Below are 18,150 nucleotides of genomic sequence, written 5' to 3'. Positions count from 1 at the left end.
ACTATTCAGACCTTAGGTATTCCTTATGGCCTTCCAATTGTTCCTGGTCAGCTTTATTATCCTTTTCTTCCTTGATCTTTACCAATTGCTGGTAGAAATGATCCAGCTCTTCGCTGCTGACCTTTGCTTTGATGATCTTCTTTATACGGAACTTCTGTTCATCGGCCAGGTCACTGGTCTCTGTTTTATCGAGGAAACCATTTTCTTCCGCCTTATCGATCAGCCGGTCTATTTCTTTTAGGAATTTCACCCGGCTCGCATTTTCTTTAAAGAAGAGCTCTGCATATTCCTTTATTTCGCGGCGTTTTTTTATCAGTTCCCGGTTGGTCGCTTCACCTACTTCAAATTCTGCCATCATTTCGCGCAGCAATACCAGCATCACGCTTTCTTCATAGGTAAGCGCCCTTCTTTGGATCCAGCTTACCGGGTTCTCATCTTCTTCAAACGGGTAATGTTTTATGTAAGCGTAACCATCCTGTTCATCGAGTACAAGGGCCAGGCCCATTTGCAGCAGGAAACCGGTCAATTCGACCTTATATTGGATCAGTTTTTCCCAGGTGCTTTTCTCTACATATTCAACGGGCCCTTTGAGGAGTTTTATAAATACAGAGGTATATGGTAATATTCTTTGCTGAGTGCTCATATCGGTTATTTGCTGAATAATAAATAAGGTACTTCTACAAATTTGGTGGCAGCCTCATTTAACGGAATATGCTCACTGGTATTATGGATCACCTGAACGCGGCTTGCTTTATCGCGCAAAAAACCAAAGTAACTTACAATCTCGGCAATGCCATTCTCAAGCGGCTGCTGTTCCAGCACTTCTTTGAGGGTGGCCGTTTGCTTTTCCTTTAACGCGTGCTCCACTTTTTGCCATAACCTTTTTTTATCAATATGTTTTGTGTTCATGATGCGGCTGAACCTTTCGGGATCGGCGATCTTTTCAGTGGCGGTCACTGGTTGTTTGACCGATGCGGTTGCTTTTTTCTGTTCGAACTGCAGCTTCCGCTCCATCAGCATTTTTATTTCCACGCCTTCATCCAAATGAATGCCACCATTTACTTCTTCATCCATGAGATCAAAGATCAGTTCCTTGATATTGCCGATCTGCTGCCGCAGGCGTTTGTGCCGCGCTATTTCTTTTTCAGAAATGATCCGGCTGAGCTTTTCGGCCATTTTATCGTTGGCATCGTACACGGTCTTACCCTGCTCAAGCAGCAGGGATTTTATGTTTTGCAGGAACTGCTCATCGGCTTCAATGCCGCGGTCTTTTAACAGATCGAGCAATTGTTCGGTTAGTTCTTTCCAGTCCTGCTGACCCGCCCGGGAGATCAGGAAGTCCCAGAATGAATAGAAGCTTTTGCCCTGGTTGCTATTACGCAGGGCATCATACGCAGCAAAGGCAAACCCAACGATAGCGCCTTTGTTCTGCTCCGCTTTTGTATGTTGCTCTACAATCGCGCGGTGGATCTGTTTGAAATTGTCTTCCACTTCCCTGAAGTCGCTGATGAGCTCATAACAAAGCCGGGTGAACAGATCGAGCCTTTCCTGCACCTGCGCATTGCTGTAATTATCGGGCGCTACACCCAGTTCTATGGCCTTGATCTCTTTATCGATCTCTGCACGGCGGTCTTTTAACATTTGCAGGCGTTTGGGCCGGTCGTCTTCGGTTTTTTCTACAATATCCTGTAATGAGTTGAACAATAATTTAAACCGGCTTTCCGTTCCAACATGATTGCGGGCCTGCAGCGTAAGCAGCCACTGAAACACTTTTTCAGTATGGGCGCTCAACTGGTATTGAATATTACCTTCCGCATCCTGCAGGTCCTGCAGAATTCTTTTCTGTACCCAGCTCAAAATGTATTTGCGGCTTCGGGTTTCTTCATCTTCCCCAAAAACTATTTTAGCTTCTTCAAAATCTTCGGTACCATCTTCCTGGTGTGACAGGGTTTCTGATAATAACTGTATGAGCGTATCTTCCCCGATAACAAAGCGGTTCTCCTCTTTATATACATGATATAAAAACGGTAAATACCAACGGGCACTCCGTGACCGGATCATTTGTATGGCAGGATTGGCAGTAAGCAAATACAGAATGTCTTCCTGTTTCATATTCACAACTCCTGTAATGATTTTCAGGTTCATCCAGCAGCAGGGCCTAAAATAGGGCAATTATTCAAATTCCCTTCCCTAATATCTCCCCGTACTGTGTATAAATTCCTGTGCTTATAATTAATAATACAGTACCCATTTACCCGAATGACGGGCCATTGTGACTTTCTTCCTGCAAAAAATAAAATAGCAATGGGTATTTTCACTTTCCATTTTTAATCATATTAAATATAATTAGGGGACTGGTTTTATCAAATGTTTTTATCTATCTTACCCGCACCTAATTTGTAGCTTATCCATGCGCCTTGTTAAACAAAGTATTCTATATTTTAAAGAAGGGAATTCCGACAAAGTATATGAGATCGACCTTTGCGATGTAGGCAATGATAAATACGTGGTGAACTTCCGGTATGGTCGAAGGTATTCCAAATTAAAAGAAGGCAGTAAAACCCCGGTGCCCGTTGCGCTCACCGAAGCAGAAAGACTTTTTCATGAAGTGGAAAATGAAAAGTTATCAAAAGGCTATACTGCTTCAGAAAGCGGCGTTTCTTCCGCCCCGCAGACCAGCACATTCAAATTAACGACAGAAACGACCATTGGCGCCGACTTTATGTCGATGCCGCCCGGCCGTACCAAAGCAATACTGCAGCGCTTATATAATGCTGTACAGGGCAATACCACTGCTTACCGCAGCGGTTGGAAACTCTCCCGGGTGATCTGGAAAGCCGGAGAATACAGGATCCCCGAGGCAGCCCAATACATAATCAGGTTGTATAACAATGCCGACGACCTTGTTCATCAATACTGTTGTACCTGGGCCCTGGCGCGCTGTGGCAATGGATCCGCAGCTTCGGCGTTACAACAAATTTTCCTGGAACATACATCGCCGGTGATCAGGAAAGTAGCAGGCGCCGGCTTATTGCAGGTATTAAATGGAACTGCAAAGGAGGATCACCTCGGTATCTTTTTGAAATCGTTACCTGAAACGATAAAAGCGGCTGTTGATGCCAATAAAGCGGATGCGCTGGAGCCAATTGTAATGGAAAGGATCAAACAGCAGGAACCGCAATATAACTGGCTCGAAGCCCTTTATCTCATTGGCACGGAAAAGAGATGGATGCGCCCGGTGCTGAAAAATCTGTTGTTGGAAGTGCCTTTAAAAGCCGGCTTTTTTAAACATATCCGCGCCATCTTCAAACAGGCAGAGCTGTTAGATGATTTCGAATTTTCGGGCATGCTGGCCCTGCGCTTTGAGCGGGAGCGGGAACAATTTGTTCACCACTTCACCAATACAAACCTGCAAGCAGAAAATTATTTTGTTCAGGTGAATGGATATGTAAATCCAAACGTAGAACTGCGCAAAAAGAACAGCCGGCTTGCTTATTCACAAAGAACCCGCCGTTATTTGCGCCACCGGGTGAACCGCCGTTTACAAATGTATGGGCAAGTGAACAGCCTGGATTATGTAAAACTGGCTACCGGTATCCTGCTTTCTTATAAGAACACCGATATCAAAGAGGCCTATTCCACTTCCGATTATAAATGGAATGGCCGCAATTATGTTAGAACGGAGCTCCGGTTCCCACAGAATGCACATGCTTTTTTTCTGCATAAAATATTAAGCGGCGATCATCCCGAACTGGTCTTACTGCGCAATGATATCTGGCGAATTAAAACAGAACATGAGTTATTGGCGGCCAGGGCGAAGAATAATGCAGCTGCTGGCAAAAAAGATAGTTCCGGTTTATTAAAGAAGATCACCGGTCTTTTTGGGAAAAAGAAAGAAGCAGCGCAAGCTCCTGCAGACAAGACAGCTGATGCAGCCAGTTCGGCGGTTAATGAAAATGGAACACCCTTTCTGCATTTATGGAATAAACTGCCGCAGTCGTATGTACAGCTGCTTATGGAAGCGCAGCTGGAAGAGATCCATGAATTTGCACAGGGTGGTTTAACCAGCCATCCGCAATGGCCTGCCATCAGGGAAAAGCTCGACAAACATGCCTGCAAAAAGCTCCTCCTGTCTCCATTTACTATACCGGCGGCTTTTGGCTTTCGCATTACCACGGAAAAATTCTCCGGCACACAGGTCGATGCCGACCTGCTAAGCGCCCTGCTGAATTCCCGCCATGCCGATGCGCGCCAGAAAGGAAAAGAATGGACCACTCAATACCTTCAGCATTACCTGCAGCAAAGTGATTTTGTCAAAGACCTGATCTTTGCGGCGGATGCCGATATTTTCAGCTGGGCACTGGACCTGATCGCGAAAAACAAGCCTGGTAACGAAATAAAAAAAGTGGTCGTTGGCAAATCCATTGCAGCCCTGATGTCATTTAGGGAGATGACCAGCGAGCATGAGGAGATCATCAACCGGGTTTCCCATGCCTTAAAGGAACATTTCAACGAGGAACTGAACGAGGTTCCGCTTACAATAATCAGCGATCTGCTGCAACACGATGTACCGCCGGTGTTGCTGTTCGGCTTGCAATTGTTAAAAGCCAGACAGCCATCCCTCAACCTGCAGCACCTGAACAGTTCTTTGTTATTCGGTTTGCTGCAACACAGCTATGCACCGGTACGCGAGGCTGGACTTACTTTATTATACGATCTGCCAGAAGAGATCCTGTTTAAATATGCGGATGAGATCATACTCAGTTGTACATCTCCTTTCCAGCAGGTGCGGCGCGGTATAGCGCCGGTCGTTTACCGCCTGGCGCAAAAAGACAGGACCTTTGGTGAAAAAGCAGCCGACCTGTTAATGCCATTCCTGCTGAGAAAAGAAAGCAGCGAAGGCCTGCACGATGATGTAAGCAGGCTCTTATGCAATGAACTGAGCAATTATTTACAAAATGCCAATAAGGAAACGGCCTTAAACCTGCTGTACGGCAATTATACTGCCGCACAACAGGTAGGCATTATCATCCTGGAAAAATATACTGATCCTTCTCAATTGACCATACCGCAGGTAATTGCCCTGGGAGGTCATGAGAACCTGAACGTACGTAACTGGTGCTGGAAATTTTATAAAGAACAGGTCGCCCGGATCAAATATGAAAAAGATGCTGCCGTTAAATTACTCGATAGCAAGTGGGGCGATAGCCGCCAGTTTGCCATGCAGTATTTCCGGGAACAGTTTAACGCTGATGACTGGTCGCCGGAAGCCCTGATCGCCCTGGCAGATTCAGTAAAACCCGATGTGGAAGCCTATGGCCGTGAGCTGATCACAAAATTCTTCACCAGTGAAAATGGCTTAACCTATTTATTAAAACTAAGCCAGCACCCCAGCGAAAATATGCAGCTGTTCGCCACCAATTACCTGGAGCGGTTTGCGGCTGATGACGTGGAGAGAATACAATCGCTGGAATTTTATTTCCGTTCGGTATTAACGCGGGTGAACAAAAGTCGGATCGCCAAGAACAGGCTGTATCAGTTCCTCCTAACCGAGGGGCGCAAATCAGAAGCCGCTGCCAAAGTGATCAGCGCCCTGCTTTCCGATATTTCGGCCATAGCCGCCATCGGCGACAAGGCCAAATGTATTGAGGTCTTGCTGCAACTGAAGTCCTTGTATGAGGTGGAATCACCGTTATTGGTTAAAGAAATTGAAACGAGGTAGTTAATGGTGAGTGGTTTAAAGTTACCGGTTACCGGGCACCGGTTGCCGGGAATTTATTACAAACAGCTCATCAAATGTTTCCTTTTCCGGTGACTGGTAACTGGTAACCGGTGACGCAAGTTAAAACGAGGAACAACTGAAACAAAGCACTCATAGCACTAAAATATCGTTCATGTTATTTAATTACAGGTTTGCAGGTAACAGTACTGTAACCAGTACATCGCATAAGACCGGATTGTCGTTTGCGCCCGATACCCTTCGGGAAAGCGCCTGGTTTGTAGGCAAACTGCACAAAAAGCTCGCCTTTCGCGAAGCGATCTCCGCCCTGCACGATGTGGTGATAAGCGATCTGCGCTTTAAACCGAAAGATAAGACCGCCTATAAAGAATGGGTGGCGCAAAATGAGGCCTTGTTCCTGGCCGAATATATGGCCGGTTATGATGCCGATGCGGCCAATAACCGCATTGAACAATTAAGGCAGGAACTGAACGAAGTTCGTGCACAGAAAGAAAAATTACTGGCGCCTTTTTACAACGCCCGGTCAAAATATTTCAATTACCTGTATGAAAAGAACCGGGAAGCCTGGATCGTGCTTGACCCCGTGATCACCATTCATCCCGACGAGCTGTTCTTCGAATGCTTTAGCCAGGATGAATCTACCTATGGAAAGCTGGGCTGCAATTACAATGTGTTCAAGGAAATAGACGATTATAAATGCGGTACTACCAATGTTGATTATTCTTCTGCCCTGTATGAAGAATTTCAGAAGATCCGCGATTATAAGGAAACAGAATTGAAAGTGGATCCCAGCGGGTTCACCGTGCAAACCAGCCACGAGGAGCAGTACAAGGAAGTAAAGATCGATCTGCCCGATAGCTGGGTGCGTGGATTTTTACAGGTGAGCAGCGCCATGACCCTGCCCACCATTCAGTTCGACCTGCACCCGATGGATATTTACAATATCTGTTTATTGCTGCGCCGCTTTAAAGAAAAGAGAGGCCCGCGCTCTCTGCGCTATGTGCTCGAACCCGGTCAACCGGTAAAGATCATCCTGGAGCCCTGGGGCAGGGAAATTATTTGCGCGCGCAGTATTTATCCCGGGCCAACCAAACAGGAAGTAAGAACCTGGGGCAGAAGGCGGTTACTGATAATGGAGAGACTGATCCCCGTTGCCAGAAAATTCACCGTTCATTTGCTGGGCACCGGTTTACCTTCCTTTTATATAGCTGACCTGGGTGATATGAATTTCACCCTGGGCTTAAGCGGGTGGACGACCAACGACTGGAGTCATGCAGGTAATTTTGATCTGCTGGCGCCGAGGCTTCAGGTAGATGATGCCATCAAAGCAAAAGTTTTCAGTGCCATTCAAAAAGACTGGTTTGGCACTTCACAGCAATTTGCCAAACAACTGAACCTCGATACCGCCCAGGTGTCGGGTGCTTTAAGCGCTTATACGCAGGCCGGCCGGGTGATCTATGACCTTAACCGCAATGTATACCGCCTGCGCGAATTGAGCCGCGAGCCATTGCCATTTGACAAACTCCGGTTCGATAACCCAAGGGAAGAAATGGCGGCGGCCCTGCTGCAATCGCAGGAAATAAAATACACGGCTCAGCCGCAGGCCGATGGCAGCATACAGCTAAACGGAACTGTGAAAGCCAGCCGTAAAACGTATAATATACAATTGCTGATAGATGCCGACGAAAAAATAAGATCGGCCAGTTGCGACTGCAGTTACTATATAGAAAATAAATTATACAAGGGGCCTTGTGAACATATGCTGGCAATTCGCCAGTCGTTTAATAAAACGAGAATAAACGAAGGTTTCAGGTGAGGAAGAACGTGAATAAGTAATAAAAAAAGAAGGCTGAATTATTTAGAATTTAAAAAATAGGAAATTATATTTGTTAACCACATTTCGTGTTCTTTGACAGAGGGGAAATAACAACATGCACCTTGCTTCCGAAAGGAAAGAGCGATGTTTCGTCGCTCATGCAACATGAATATTTCATGCATCACCAAATGTAATCTTTACTATGGCATATAGGTACCATTGTACTATTTTCAGTACTGGCACTATGTGCCTAAATAGTACAATGGTACCCATATGCCTTGCGTTGATTAATCTGGTCACCAGCAGGCACGAAGGCAGCATGCTTCCCTCTGTCAGAACATGATCTCTTTTCCTCACCCAACATGGCAGATAACAGAAATATCCGGCAGGAGTTATATGACCGCATCCGCGCAGCTTCGAAAGACGAAGTGGTACTGGAAGAAATGAAGCGAATGGGCTTTTGGAATAAAAACGACAAAGGGCCTACCGTTCCCGAGCTGTTGATCAAAAAAGAAGCTGAGCTTAATAAAGAGCTTAACAAACTTTATGAAGAGAAACGGAAGTACCAGCATAAGGAAGCCGTATTGAAGGAAATGCGCATGAAGCGGATGGCGGAAGCCAAACTGAGGCGCGAGGAAAACAAAAAGAAAAAAGAAAAGGAACGTTTCGAAAAAGCAGAAGCCTGGAAAAAGCAAAAAGAAAAAGAGATCATCTATCTGGGCGAAGGCGTATCTGTTGGACTGAACAACACCGATAACAATGTAGCGGCTTTACAAAAACACCATCTGCCTGTTTTTAATAATGAGAACGAACTGGCGCAGGCAATTGGCATTCCTTTAAAAGAGCTGCGCTTTTTATCATTCTCCCGCAAAGTATCTACCGTATCGCACTACCGCAAATTTTACATTCCTAAAAAATCGGGCGGCAAAAGATTGATCTCGGCGCCCATGCCCCGCTTGAAACAGGTACAATACTGGATCCTGGAAAATATTTTCAATAAGATCGCTGTTCACCCGGCTGTGCATGGTTTTACCCTGCAACGGTCGATCGTCAGCAATGCCCAGCCGCATATTGGCAAAGCTGTTGTGGTGAATATCGACGTGAAAGATTTCTTCCCTTCTATTCATTATAAAAGGGTAAAAGGATTATTACAACAGTTAGGATTTTCTGAAAAGATCGCGGTGATCCTGGCATTGATATGCACCGAAGCAGTAACAGAAGAGGTGAGCATTGACGGTAAAAATTATTTTGTGCAGAAGGGAAACCGGGTATTACCGCAGGGAGCACCAACCAGTCCGGCCATTACGAATATCCTTTGTTATCAGCTGGATAAAAGGCTGCAAGGCCTGGCTGTTCAAAACCAATGCAGTTTCACCCGGTATGCCGATGATATCACCTTCTCCTTTAATAACCCCGCTACCAATGCGCAGCAATTGGTGTGGCGCATTAAAAAAATACTGGCCGATGAAGGCTTTACGGTGCATCCCGAAAAGATCCGTATTATGCGAAAGGGAGCCTGCCAGGAAGTAACGGGCATTGTTGTCAATGAAAAAGCCGGTATCCCGCGTAAGAAGCTGCGGCAGTTCCGCGCCGTGCTGCACCAGTTAAAAACCAAAGAAGCCGATACCCTTAAGTGGGGCCAGGGCAACCTGGCGAGTGCGGTAACCGGTTATGCCAATTTTGTAAAGATGGTAAAACCGGCACAGGGCGCCGCCTTTCAGCAGCAAATCCTGAGCCTGTTGCAAACGAACCGCCTGCCATATCCGGTTGCAGTAACTACCAATGCAAAAAGTAAACAACAAACACCACCGGTTCAAAATAATAACGGCACGCCTAAGAAAGAGGATAACGATAAACCCTGGTGGAACGTGGTATAGGCAATGTGCTAATTGGCTAATGGGCTAATGAATCCGGCTATGCTTTCTTTAAGGGGGGTGCATTGTCTTTATAACGCCACAGATACATACATGCATAGGAGCGGTAAGGGCTCCATTTTTTAGCGATACGCAGCATGTCTTGGCGAAATTGTTTTTTATCGGTACGATCGAGTTTATACAGCGCGATCATGGCATTCTGAATACCAAGATCATCTATAGCAAATACATCTTCGCGGCTCAGCGCAAAGATCAGCAGCATTTCAACCGTCCAGCGGCCTACTCCTTTGATCTGCGTCAAGTACTCAATAACTTCTTCATCATCCATTTTATGCAGCTTACGGTGGTCCATACCCTGTTCCAATGTAAAGCGCGCTACATTCAGCACATAACTTACCTTGGCGTTCGACAGGCCAATGCTGCGCAGGGTTTCCGGCGGGGTAGCAACGATCTGCTCCGGTGTAGGCTCACTGCCCTGGTACAGGTTCAGGAAGCGTCTATAGATCACGTCGGCCACTTTCACTGAGAGCTGCTGGCTCATAATAGATGCACAAAGCCATGTGCATACATTCTTTTGCTTCCTGAGCTTAAAAACACCGTTCTGCTCTATAAGCTTTTTGAGTTTTTTATCTTTTGAAAGGTGTAAGGTGTATTCGCTGGCCATATGATTGCTGTTTGCCCGGGCTTGCCTCTGATTCTTTTGATGGCGTTTGTTCCGGCTCATTTGCAATTTACCGGTTAATTTTGTTCTCATGCAACGAAATTTGATCCTTACAAAGGATGGGTCTCATACTATTGGTATTCCGGAATGGCAGGTCACCTATCATTCGGTACATGGTGCTGTACAGGAGTCGTTGCATGTATTTATCGAAGCCGGCTTGCGGTACTGGTTCAGCCGGCATGAAACTGCCAGCCGCTGCGTGCTATTCGAAATGGGTTTTGGTACCGGGCTCAATGCCCTGCTGACGGCCATGGAGGCCAAACGCCTTGAACGAAGTGTACTATATGAAACGATAGAAGCCTTTCCCCTGGAGCCTGCTATAACTCAACAACTGAATTATTGTGAGGCGCTGGAGCAGGCGGAGTGGCAACCGGTATTTGAATCGCTGCATTCCGCTGAATGGAACTCAACGCAAACCCTCACCAAATTCTTCTCTTTTAAAAAGATGAAAACCGCACTCGCCGACTATACACCCGGGGAACCGGTAAATGTTATTTTCTACGACGCCTTTGCCCCGGCTGCACAGCCTGAATTATGGACGAAAACAGTATTTGAGCAATTGCTGAATATGCTGGCGCCGGATGGTATCCTTGTAACCTATTGTAGCAAGGGAGATGTACGACGGGCTATGATAGCAGCGGGTTTCAGCGTGGAGAAAATTCCGGGACCGCCCGGCAAAAGGGAAATGATACGAGCAATGCGCTGATGCGATAATTTGCCAATGTGCTAATGAAAACAAAATCCGTAAGATCGCTTACTTATAGTTTCACGCAGTTTGAAGACAGTGATAGAAATGTGCCACATTTTGAAAGTGTGGCACATTTCTATTGATGCGTTAGGGTTAGGCAAATGAATAACTTACGCCGCCGTCTTTTTCATCTTTCAATAAAATACCCAGCTGCTGCAATTGCTGGCGGATCTTATCTGAGGTCGCATAGTCTTTTCTCAATTTGGCTTCTTTTCTTATTTCAATCAGCAGTCCGATCACCCCTTCCAGCTTGCCATCTTCTTTTTCCATGTCACCTTTCAGGCCGAGTATATCTTCCAGGTATTGTTTAAAATACTGCTGCAACAATTTCATCGTATCGGCACTGATGGCATCGGGCGTAAAATGTTTATCTTTTATGGAGTTGATCACCGGCACCAGCTCGAAGATATTCGCCAGCACTTTGGCGGTGTTGAAATCATCGTTCATGAATTCGTCCAGCTCCAGCAATAAGGTCTTTATCTTATTCTCCAGCTCTGCATCACCGGCAGCTGGTTTAAATGCGGCAATATCTATCTTCTGCAACACTTCATAGGCCTCCCATAACCGCTTCAATCCTTTTTCAGATGCCTGCAATGCTTCATTGCTGAAATCGAGCGTACTGCGGTAATGCGTTTGCAGGATAAAGAAACGAATGGTTTGCCCGCTATAGGCTTTTTCAAGCAGGGGATGTTCGCCGCTGAACAGTTCCGTTAACTTGATCACGTTGTTATAGCTTTTACCCATTTTACGGCCATTGATGGTGATCATGTTGTTATGGATCCAATACCGGGCAGGCACATGTTTATTGCAAATGGTGCTTTGGGCAATTTCACTTTCATGATGCGGGAATTGAAGGTCCATACCACCCCCATGAATATCGAACTCCGCGCCCAGGTATTTACTGCTCATCGCCGAGCATTCGATATGCCAGCCGGGGAAGCCTTCACCCCAGGGACTTACCCAACGCATGATGTGTTCGGGCGGAGCCGCTTTCCATAAAGCAAAGTCCTGTTTGTTCCGCTTTTCTTCCTGTCCTTCCAGCTCGCGGGTAGTTTCCAACAGGTCGTCCATTACACGGCCGCTGAGTTTACCGTAGGGATAGTTTTCCGCATACTTTTTTACATCGAAATATACGGAGCCGTTCATTTCGTATGCATACCCTTCTTCCATGATCTTTTTGATCATTTCTATCTGCTCAACGATATGACCGGTGGCGGTAGGTTCAATGCTGGGGTCCAGGTTGTTGAGCTGTTTCATGCCCCAATGAAAGAGGTTGGTATATTTTTGAACCAGCTCCATCGGTTCCAGTTTCTCGAGTATCGCTTTCTTGGCAATTTTATCTTCGGCTTCCCTTCCTTCTTCTTCAAAATGGCCGGCATCGGTGATGTTGCGCACATAGCGTACCTTATAACCGAGGTGCATGAGGTAGCGGTAGATCACATCGAAGGTCACATACGGCCGCGCATGGCCGAGGTGGCTTTCACCACTTACTGTAGGTCCGCACACATAGAGGCCCACATGGCCGGGCGTGATCGGTGTGAATACTTCTTTTTGCCTTGTATAGGAGTTGAGCACTTTCAGTTCACTCATAAAAATTCATTAATCTTTCTGATAGTTAAATTAAAGCCGGTAAATGCAAAAGTAAATGTATCCCGCCAGAACGGCGAATGGAATCAGCAACAACAGGAAGATGTGAAGAAATGGATCATGAATCAAATATAAAAGTAATTATTGTAATATTGAAAGTTACGGGTTAGATGTTGCAGGTTTCAGGTTACAGGTTCCAGGTCTGCAATGGGGGCTCCCTGTAACTTGCAACTTGTACCCTGTAACTGTTTCTTCAGGGCCGGCATGTACATTTTAATCCTCAGCCAGTTTTAAATCCGCCACCACCGGGTAGTGGTCTGAATAAGGCACCAGGAAGCGATTGTATTGCAGTACGTCAAATGCTTTGTCGGCCAGGATATAATCAATGCGCAGGGTAGGCGACACTGCAGTAAAACTGCGGCCAATGCCGCTGCCCTTTCTCACAAAGACGTCCTGCCGGTTCCCTTTTATTTTAAAATAAGTATATGAGTTGGGCACATCATTAAAATCGCCGCAAATGATCTCGGGGTACGGGCAGCTGTCCAGTTTATTACGCACCAGGTCGGCCTGGAACCCGCGGGAGGCATAGCCATTCCGCAGCTTTTTTATAATGGAACGGGAGGCGGTGACCATACTGTCATCAGCCGATTTTATGATCTCGATATTCCGGTAATCATTCTTCTGGAAGAGCACAGATTGCAGGTGGGTAGTGTACACCCTGATCTTTTTACCATTCACCAGCACGTCGACCCCTATCAGGCTTTCAGCAGCCCGCAATTTGGCCGGATCAGGAAACCGTATGCGTTGGGTATCAACAATAGGGAAACGCGAGAATATGGCCACCCCCGCCTGAAAGCGGCCGCCACTGGCGGCTCCATAATCAATCACCCGGTAATAGTAAGGATAATTAAGCTGTATAATAGCGTTGGTATTGCTGTTGGCGAAGGTCTTTCCCATTTCCAGGAACTCCTGGAAACACAGGATATCTGCATGCTGTTCTTTGATGAATTCGATCATCTTTTTACGGTAGTCGCGGTGTTCGGGTAGCTTTCTGTTATGCTCATCGAACCAGTGCACGTTCCAGGTAAGCACGCGGATGGCGTTCTCTTTTTTTTCGGGTTTGAAGGAGGCAGCGAAATGAAGGCCCAGGAAGACGCGGATATTACTGAAGCCGATCAAGAGCACCAGGGCCGGTAACAGCGCCCATTTTGAGCGAAAGATGAGCCAGAAGACCAGGAAGGCAAATAAAAAGATCAGCAGCACCGGAAAACCCAGTCCAAGCAAAGAAAAGAACCACCATTTAGAAGGATGCAGCCAGGCATTGGCGCAGGCTATCAGGAACAGACCGGCGATAACCACGTTCAATATAATGCATAACCGCTTTGTGAATGTTCTAACAAACCGGGCCATATTTAAAATTACAATTCTTCATCTTCTGCGGCCCGCTTTAGAATATCTTTTTCTTCATCGGTGAGAAAACGATAGCCTTGTTGATTGATTTTATCTAATATTTCATCAATCCTCTTTTGGGTTATATTCGGTATTTTTTTGTACGGCTGGGTTCCCCGTGCATTGTAATGCAGGTCGGTCCTTGCGGTCTTCTTCCAACTCTGCCGGTCGGGGTTGAACAGATTGCCGAGCCAGTCAAAGAAATTGTTCATCCAGTTGCTCCAGTCGTTCCCCCGGCGCATTTGATAAATAAACAAAAATCCAACAAAACCACCGGCGAGATGTGCAAAATAACCGGGCGGGCTTTTTTGAGCCGCTATAAGTGCAAAATCAATGATCAAATATAATACGGTCATTATCCATAACGGGATGCCGCCATTGATCATGGGAAAAATGCGGTAATCGGGCGCCATGGAAGTTGCGGCTACTGCAATGGCCAAAATACCGGCGGATGCCCCCACCAGGGTAACGGCCGGCCCCATGGGCACCAGCTTGGGAATAAGATTATAACAAAAGGTAAAGAAGATGCCGGCTCCCACGCTTCCGTAGATAAAAAGCGGGATCAGTTTCCGGTTTCCGGTAACATCCTGGAAAATATAACCAAATGCCCATAGCCATAACAAATTCCCAACCATTTCCCAGGGATTGCTATGCATGAACATGAACGACAGCAGGGTCCACGGGCGGGTCATCATTTTTTCAAAATCGCCGGGTATCACCAACCAGTTGAAGATATTCTGGTCGTAGGCCGATAGGTCTTTATCGGCAATCTTATATACCAGCCAGATGAATTTGAAAATACAGAAGATGATGGCAATGACACCAATTAAGAGGACCAGGGAATTTCCCTCCTGGCCGAGACCAATCCTTTTCCTATACCGATCTTCTCTTAGCACGGAATATATTTTAGTGAATTTACAAATTCCTTCGCATCCGGTCAATCCATCAAACCCCGTCTCTTTTTCTTAGTACGTTTCCCTTACCTGCAATCCGCTTTATTAACAGCTAAAGGCCTGTTAAAGTTGCAAACGGTCAATAAAAGGTGCGGCGATTTGATCTGTTCATAGTTATTACTAAAATTAAACCAACTATTGCGCCTCCCACGTGGGCAAAATGAGCTACATTGTCGCCATACGATGGGTTGATGCCGCCAAACAGGTCGAGCAGGAAATAGCCGATAACAACGTATTTGGCTTTTATGGGAACCGGTAATGGAAAAATGAACAGTGGTGTGTTTGGGAAAAGATAGGCAAAAGCCGCCATTACCCCGTTGATAGCGCCCGAAGCCCCAACAACAGTTGTATTATATACAACGGAACCCCTCTCCCTGAATTGCTCCAGTGAGATACTGCCATCGGCCAGTTTATCATACAGCATATTCATACTAATGGCCAAAACGCCCAGTTGCACCAGGGCGGCGCCAACACCGCAGATCAGATAAAAGATCAGGAAGCGCTTGCTGCCCCAGATATCTTCGAGCGGGGAGCCAAACATCCAGAGCACAAACATGTTCATGATGATATGAAATGGCGCCAGACTGTGCAGGAACATATAGCTCACCAACTGCCATATGCCGAAAGAAGGATTCCCGTGATGATGAAGCGCAAGAATATTTATAAATGGTTCTTTGAAAGTGATCTCAGCCAGCCAGAATAAAACGTTTATAATTACAAGGTTCTTAATTACCGGCGGAATTGATTGAAACCCCCGCATTCGGATATCTGCCATTCTTCAAAATTTATTACGTGAATTTCGGTATGTTTCTTTGAATATCGGGCATCTTAACAATATTTAAGAACCCTGGCTCCTAAGTTTCAATTGCACTACATTTTCTATATGATGGGTGTGCGGGAACATGTCTACCGGTTGTACCCGGGTCACTTCATATTTTTCGTCAAGCAGGTTCAGGTCCCTAGCCTGGGTGGCCGGATTACAGCTTACATACACAACCAGCGGGGCTGCGGTTTCCAGGATCTTACGCACCAGCTTTTCATGCATCCCGGCGCGGGGCGGGTCGGTAATGACCACATCGGGTTTCCCGTGCTGCTGAAAAAATTCACTGGTACAAACGTCTATTACATCGCCGGCGAAGAACTGCGCATGTTCAATATGGTTGAGGGCTGCATTTTCCTTCGCATCGGCAATGGCTTCCTGCACGGTCTCAACCCCAATGATCTTTTTGGCTTTGTCGCTAACGAAAAGTCCGATACTGCCGGTGCCGCAATACAGGTCGTACACCGTTTCCCGGCCCGTCAGTTCAGCCAGGTCCCGCGTAACCTGGTACAGGCGTTCGCCCTGGCGCGTATTCGTTTGAAAAAATGATTTTGGTCCGATCTTGAACTTCAGTTCTTCTGCACCTGTTCCCCGCGAAAGGGTTTCTATGATATACCCTTTGCCATGGTAGGCCTTTGGTTCCAGATCGTAGATGGTGTCATTCTTTTTGGGATTGATCGTATACAGCAAAGTGGTAATGCCGGGCACCTGCTTCAACAGGTGATCGAACAGGCGGATCCTTTCTTTTTCGTCTTCGTAGCCAAGGCACAGGTTCACCATCACTTCGCCGGTGGTTGCCACCCGAACGATCAGCGTTCGCAGCCAGCCCTGGTGAAAACGGATATCGTAAAAAGGCAGGTTGTGCTGGCGGGCATAATCACGAATGGTATTCTTAACGGCATTTACCGGTTCGGCCATTAAATGGCAGGTAGTGATATCGATCACTTTATCGAAAAGGCGGGGCACGTGAAAACCGAGGGCATTCTCCTGCTCAATAACCGTTTCTTTAGCCGCTGCAATTTCCTCGGGCAGCAGATAGCGCCGGTTGCTGAAAGTAAATTCCAGTTTATTACGGTAGCGGGCGGTTTCGGTACAACCAATGATGGGTTGGATCGGGGGCAACTGCACTTTGCCGATGCGCTTCAGGTTTTGCACCACCTCGTTCTGCTTGTATAACAATTGCTTTTCATAAGGCAGCATTTGCCATTTACAGCCGCCGCAAACGCCAAAATGCTGGCAGAACGGTGTTACCCGGTCGGGGCTCAGGGTATGAAAATGAATGGCTTTCCCTTCTCCCCATTCTTTTTTGCTCTTTGATAACTGTACATCCACCACATCACCAGGGACCGCCCCTTCAATAAAGATTACCTTACCGTCGATCTTGCTAAGCGCCTTGCCCTCTGCCGCATAATCTTCAACAGTAACCTGTTGTAACACCGTCTTCTTTTTATTCATTGCGCAAAGATAATTAAGTGGGGTTTGGGTATAACAAAAAAGGCAGCCCTGAATTAACAGGGCTGCCACCTTCACGCTATTATTACAAGCAAAAATAGACCAGTGATTAAAGAACCACAGTCGTTAATTAAATAACAAAGACCGGTTGTATAAGGTTGCTGTTATTTTGATTTTTGCTTATTATTTTACATTTGGTAAACCTTTTCCTTTAGCCTTGTATTGGGGAAAAGTTTAGATTGAAAACCAGCTTCTTACTCACTTGTTTTGCCGGCGCCATTTTGCTGGCCCCCTTCGTTGTACTTTTTTTCCGCAGCCTGTGCTTTTTCAAAGTCAAGAACCACCCCGTTTATGCAATAGCGCAGGCCGGTAGGCGGCGGTCCGTCTTCAAACACATGACCCAGGTGCGACTTACACCGGCCACACATCACTTCTGTACGGCTCATGCCATGAGAATTGTCGGGCGCATAAATAATACTGCCTTTGGTGATGGGTTGGTAAAAACTCGGCCAGCCGCAGCCACTTTCAAATTTGGTATCACTTTTAAACAGCGCATTGCCGCAGGCGGCGCAGTAATAGGTTCCCACCTCCTTTGATTCTTCATACTTACTGGTCCAGGGCCTTTCGGTTCCTTTCTGGCGCGCAATGGCATACACATCGGCCGGCAGGATCTTTCTCCATTCTTCTTCGCTGATATTCACCTTCGCCGAATCGGTGCGGGAATAAACCGGGTTCTTTTTAGATGTATCCATATTTTCCTTTTTCGTTGTATTAGATTGAGAATAAGTGCATTGTTGTAATGTAACAGCCAGCATCAGGAGTGACAGGCACTGTAAAACACGCTTCATAAAAAATTGATTGTATGCTCAAATGTACGTTTCCCGCCAGCTGTTTGGATGTCTGCTGAACGACACTGTACAGGAGCTTAACATTTTGTTGTAGGCGATAGTTGCATCAGGGCCTCCGCCGCCAGGCTAACCTGTTAACTAA

13 protein-coding genes are annotated in these 18,150 nt (G+C 46.4%); 4 read left to right on the top strand and 9 right to left on the bottom strand.

Going from position 1 to position 18,150, the window contains the following annotated elements; all coding sequences use genetic code 11:
- Position 1: 1 nt before the first annotated feature.
- Both JT717_RS20830 and JT717_RS20825 read right to left on the bottom strand, forming a co-directional pair.
- Positions 2–643, bottom strand: coding sequence for a DUF4194 domain-containing protein (locus tag JT717_RS20830; RefSeq protein ID WP_205512970.1), 642 nt, complete (start codon positions 641–643; stop codon positions 2–4).
- Between the two features lie 5 nt (positions 644–648).
- Complete coding sequence (locus JT717_RS20825) at positions 649–2,112, bottom strand: DUF3375 domain-containing protein (RefSeq protein WP_205513065.1); 1,464 nt, start codon at positions 2,110–2,112, stop codon at positions 649–651.
- 298 nt (positions 2,113–2,410) lie between these two features.
- Here JT717_RS20825 and JT717_RS20820 point away from each other — a divergent pair, with 298 nt between their 5' ends.
- The 3 genes from JT717_RS20820 (at position 2,411) to JT717_RS20810 (ending at position 9,433) form a co-directional block, all read left to right on the top strand.
- Positions 2,411–5,722, top strand: coding sequence for a hypothetical protein (locus JT717_RS20820; RefSeq protein WP_205512969.1), 3,312 nt, complete (start codon positions 2,411–2,413; stop codon positions 5,720–5,722).
- A gap of 172 nt (positions 5,723–5,894) precedes the next feature.
- Positions 5,895–7,556 carry an SWIM zinc finger family protein gene (locus tag JT717_RS20815; protein ID WP_205512968.1) on the top strand — a complete coding sequence of 554 codons (1,662 nt, stop codon included), beginning with the start codon at positions 5,895–5,897 and terminating at the stop codon, positions 7,554–7,556.
- 362 nt (positions 7,557–7,918) lie between these two features.
- Positions 7,919–9,433 carry a reverse transcriptase family protein gene (locus tag JT717_RS20810; RefSeq protein WP_205512967.1) on the top strand — a complete coding sequence of 505 codons (1,515 nt, stop codon included), beginning with the start codon at positions 7,919–7,921 and terminating at the stop codon, positions 9,431–9,433.
- Positions 9,434–9,470: 37 nt separating this feature from the next.
- On the opposite strand, the gene JT717_RS20805 is transcribed toward JT717_RS20810, so the two are convergent.
- Positions 9,471–10,184: a DNA-3-methyladenine glycosylase family protein gene (locus JT717_RS20805; protein ID WP_240348319.1), complete on the bottom strand. Its 714-nt coding sequence runs from the start codon at positions 10,182–10,184 to the stop codon at positions 9,471–9,473.
- Here JT717_RS20805 and mnmC2 point away from each other — a divergent pair.
- Complete coding sequence (gene mnmC2 / locus JT717_RS20800; protein WP_205512966.1) at positions 10,183–10,857, top strand: tRNA (5-methylaminomethyl-2-thiouridine)(34)-methyltransferase MnmC2; 675 nt, start codon at positions 10,183–10,185, stop codon at positions 10,855–10,857. The genes JT717_RS20805 and mnmC2 overlap by 2 nt on opposite strands.
- Positions 10,858–10,992: 135 nt before the next feature.
- Here the strand turns inward: mnmC2 and cysS are convergent, their stop codons facing one another.
- The 6 genes from cysS to msrB form a co-directional block, all read right to left on the bottom strand.
- Positions 10,993–12,489: a cysteine--tRNA ligase gene (gene cysS, locus JT717_RS20795; protein WP_205512965.1), complete on the bottom strand. Its 1,497-nt coding sequence runs from the start codon at positions 12,487–12,489 to the stop codon at positions 10,993–10,995.
- 270 nt (positions 12,490–12,759) lie between these two features.
- Positions 12,760–13,896, bottom strand: a complete 1,137-nt coding sequence (locus JT717_RS20790; RefSeq protein ID WP_205512964.1) for an endonuclease/exonuclease/phosphatase family protein — start codon at positions 13,894–13,896, stop codon at positions 12,760–12,762.
- A gap of 8 nt (positions 13,897–13,904) precedes the next feature.
- Entirely contained in the window at positions 13,905–14,831 is a 927-nt protein-coding gene (locus tag JT717_RS20785; RefSeq protein WP_205512963.1) for a rhomboid family intramembrane serine protease, read from the bottom strand.
- A gap of 136 nt (positions 14,832–14,967) precedes the next feature.
- Positions 14,968–15,663 carry a rhomboid family intramembrane serine protease gene (locus JT717_RS20780; RefSeq protein WP_240348317.1) on the bottom strand — a complete coding sequence of 232 codons (696 nt, stop codon included), beginning with the start codon at positions 15,661–15,663 and terminating at the stop codon, positions 14,968–14,970.
- Positions 15,664–15,726: 63 nt separating this feature from the next.
- Positions 15,727–17,163: a 23S rRNA (uracil(1939)-C(5))-methyltransferase RlmD gene (gene rlmD / locus JT717_RS20775; RefSeq protein ID WP_205512962.1), complete on the bottom strand. Its 1,437-nt coding sequence runs from the start codon at positions 17,161–17,163 to the stop codon at positions 15,727–15,729.
- Between the two features lie 251 nt (positions 17,164–17,414).
- On the bottom strand, positions 17,415–18,008 hold the full coding sequence (gene msrB / locus JT717_RS20770; protein WP_205512961.1) for a peptide-methionine (R)-S-oxide reductase MsrB: 594 nt from the start codon (positions 18,006–18,008) through the stop codon (positions 17,415–17,417).
- Between the last annotated feature and the right edge of the window lie 142 nt (positions 18,009–18,150).

The organism is Longitalea arenae (genome assembly GCF_016924755.1).
Taxonomy (GTDB): Bacteria; Bacteroidota; Bacteroidia; order Chitinophagales; family Chitinophagaceae; genus Niastella; species Niastella arenae.
Note: the sequence above shows the minus strand (reverse complement) of the source record. Positions and strands in the feature narration are given on the sequence as shown.

Bases quoted from the DNA above. Each gene is read 5' to 3' on its own strand.
- JT717_RS20830 (WP_205512970.1), bottom strand. From the start codon at position 643: ATGAGCACTCAGCAAAGAATATTACCATATACCTCTGTATTTATAAAA.
- JT717_RS20825 (WP_205513065.1), bottom strand. From the start codon at position 2,112: ATGAAACAGGAAGACATTCTGTATTTGCTTACTGCCAATCCTGCCATA.
- JT717_RS20820 (WP_205512969.1), top strand. From the start codon at position 2,411: ATGCGCCTTGTTAAACAAAGTATTCTATATTTTAAAGAAGGGAATTCC.
- JT717_RS20815 (WP_205512968.1), top strand. From the start codon at position 5,895: ATGTTATTTAATTACAGGTTTGCAGGTAACAGTACTGTAACCAGTACA.
- JT717_RS20810 (WP_205512967.1), top strand. From the start codon at position 7,919: ATGGCAGATAACAGAAATATCCGGCAGGAGTTATATGACCGCATCCGC.
- mnmC2 (WP_205512966.1), top strand. From the start codon at position 10,183: ATGCAACGAAATTTGATCCTTACAAAGGATGGGTCTCATACTATTGGT.
- JT717_RS20805 (WP_240348319.1), bottom strand. From the start codon at position 10,184: ATGAGAACAAAATTAACCGGTAAATTGCAAATGAGCCGGAACAAACGC.
- cysS (WP_205512965.1), bottom strand. From the start codon at position 12,489: ATGAGTGAACTGAAAGTGCTCAACTCCTATACAAGGCAAAAAGAAGTA.
- JT717_RS20790 (WP_205512964.1), bottom strand. From the start codon at position 13,896: ATGGCCCGGTTTGTTAGAACATTCACAAAGCGGTTATGCATTATATTG.
- JT717_RS20780 (WP_240348317.1), bottom strand. From the start codon at position 15,663: ATGGCAGATATCCGAATGCGGGGGTTTCAATCAATTCCGCCGGTAATT.
- rlmD (WP_205512962.1), bottom strand. From the start codon at position 17,163: ATGAATAAAAAGAAGACGGTGTTACAACAGGTTACTGTTGAAGATTAT.
- msrB (WP_205512961.1), bottom strand. From the start codon at position 18,008: ATGAAGCGTGTTTTACAGTGCCTGTCACTCCTGATGCTGGCTGTTACA.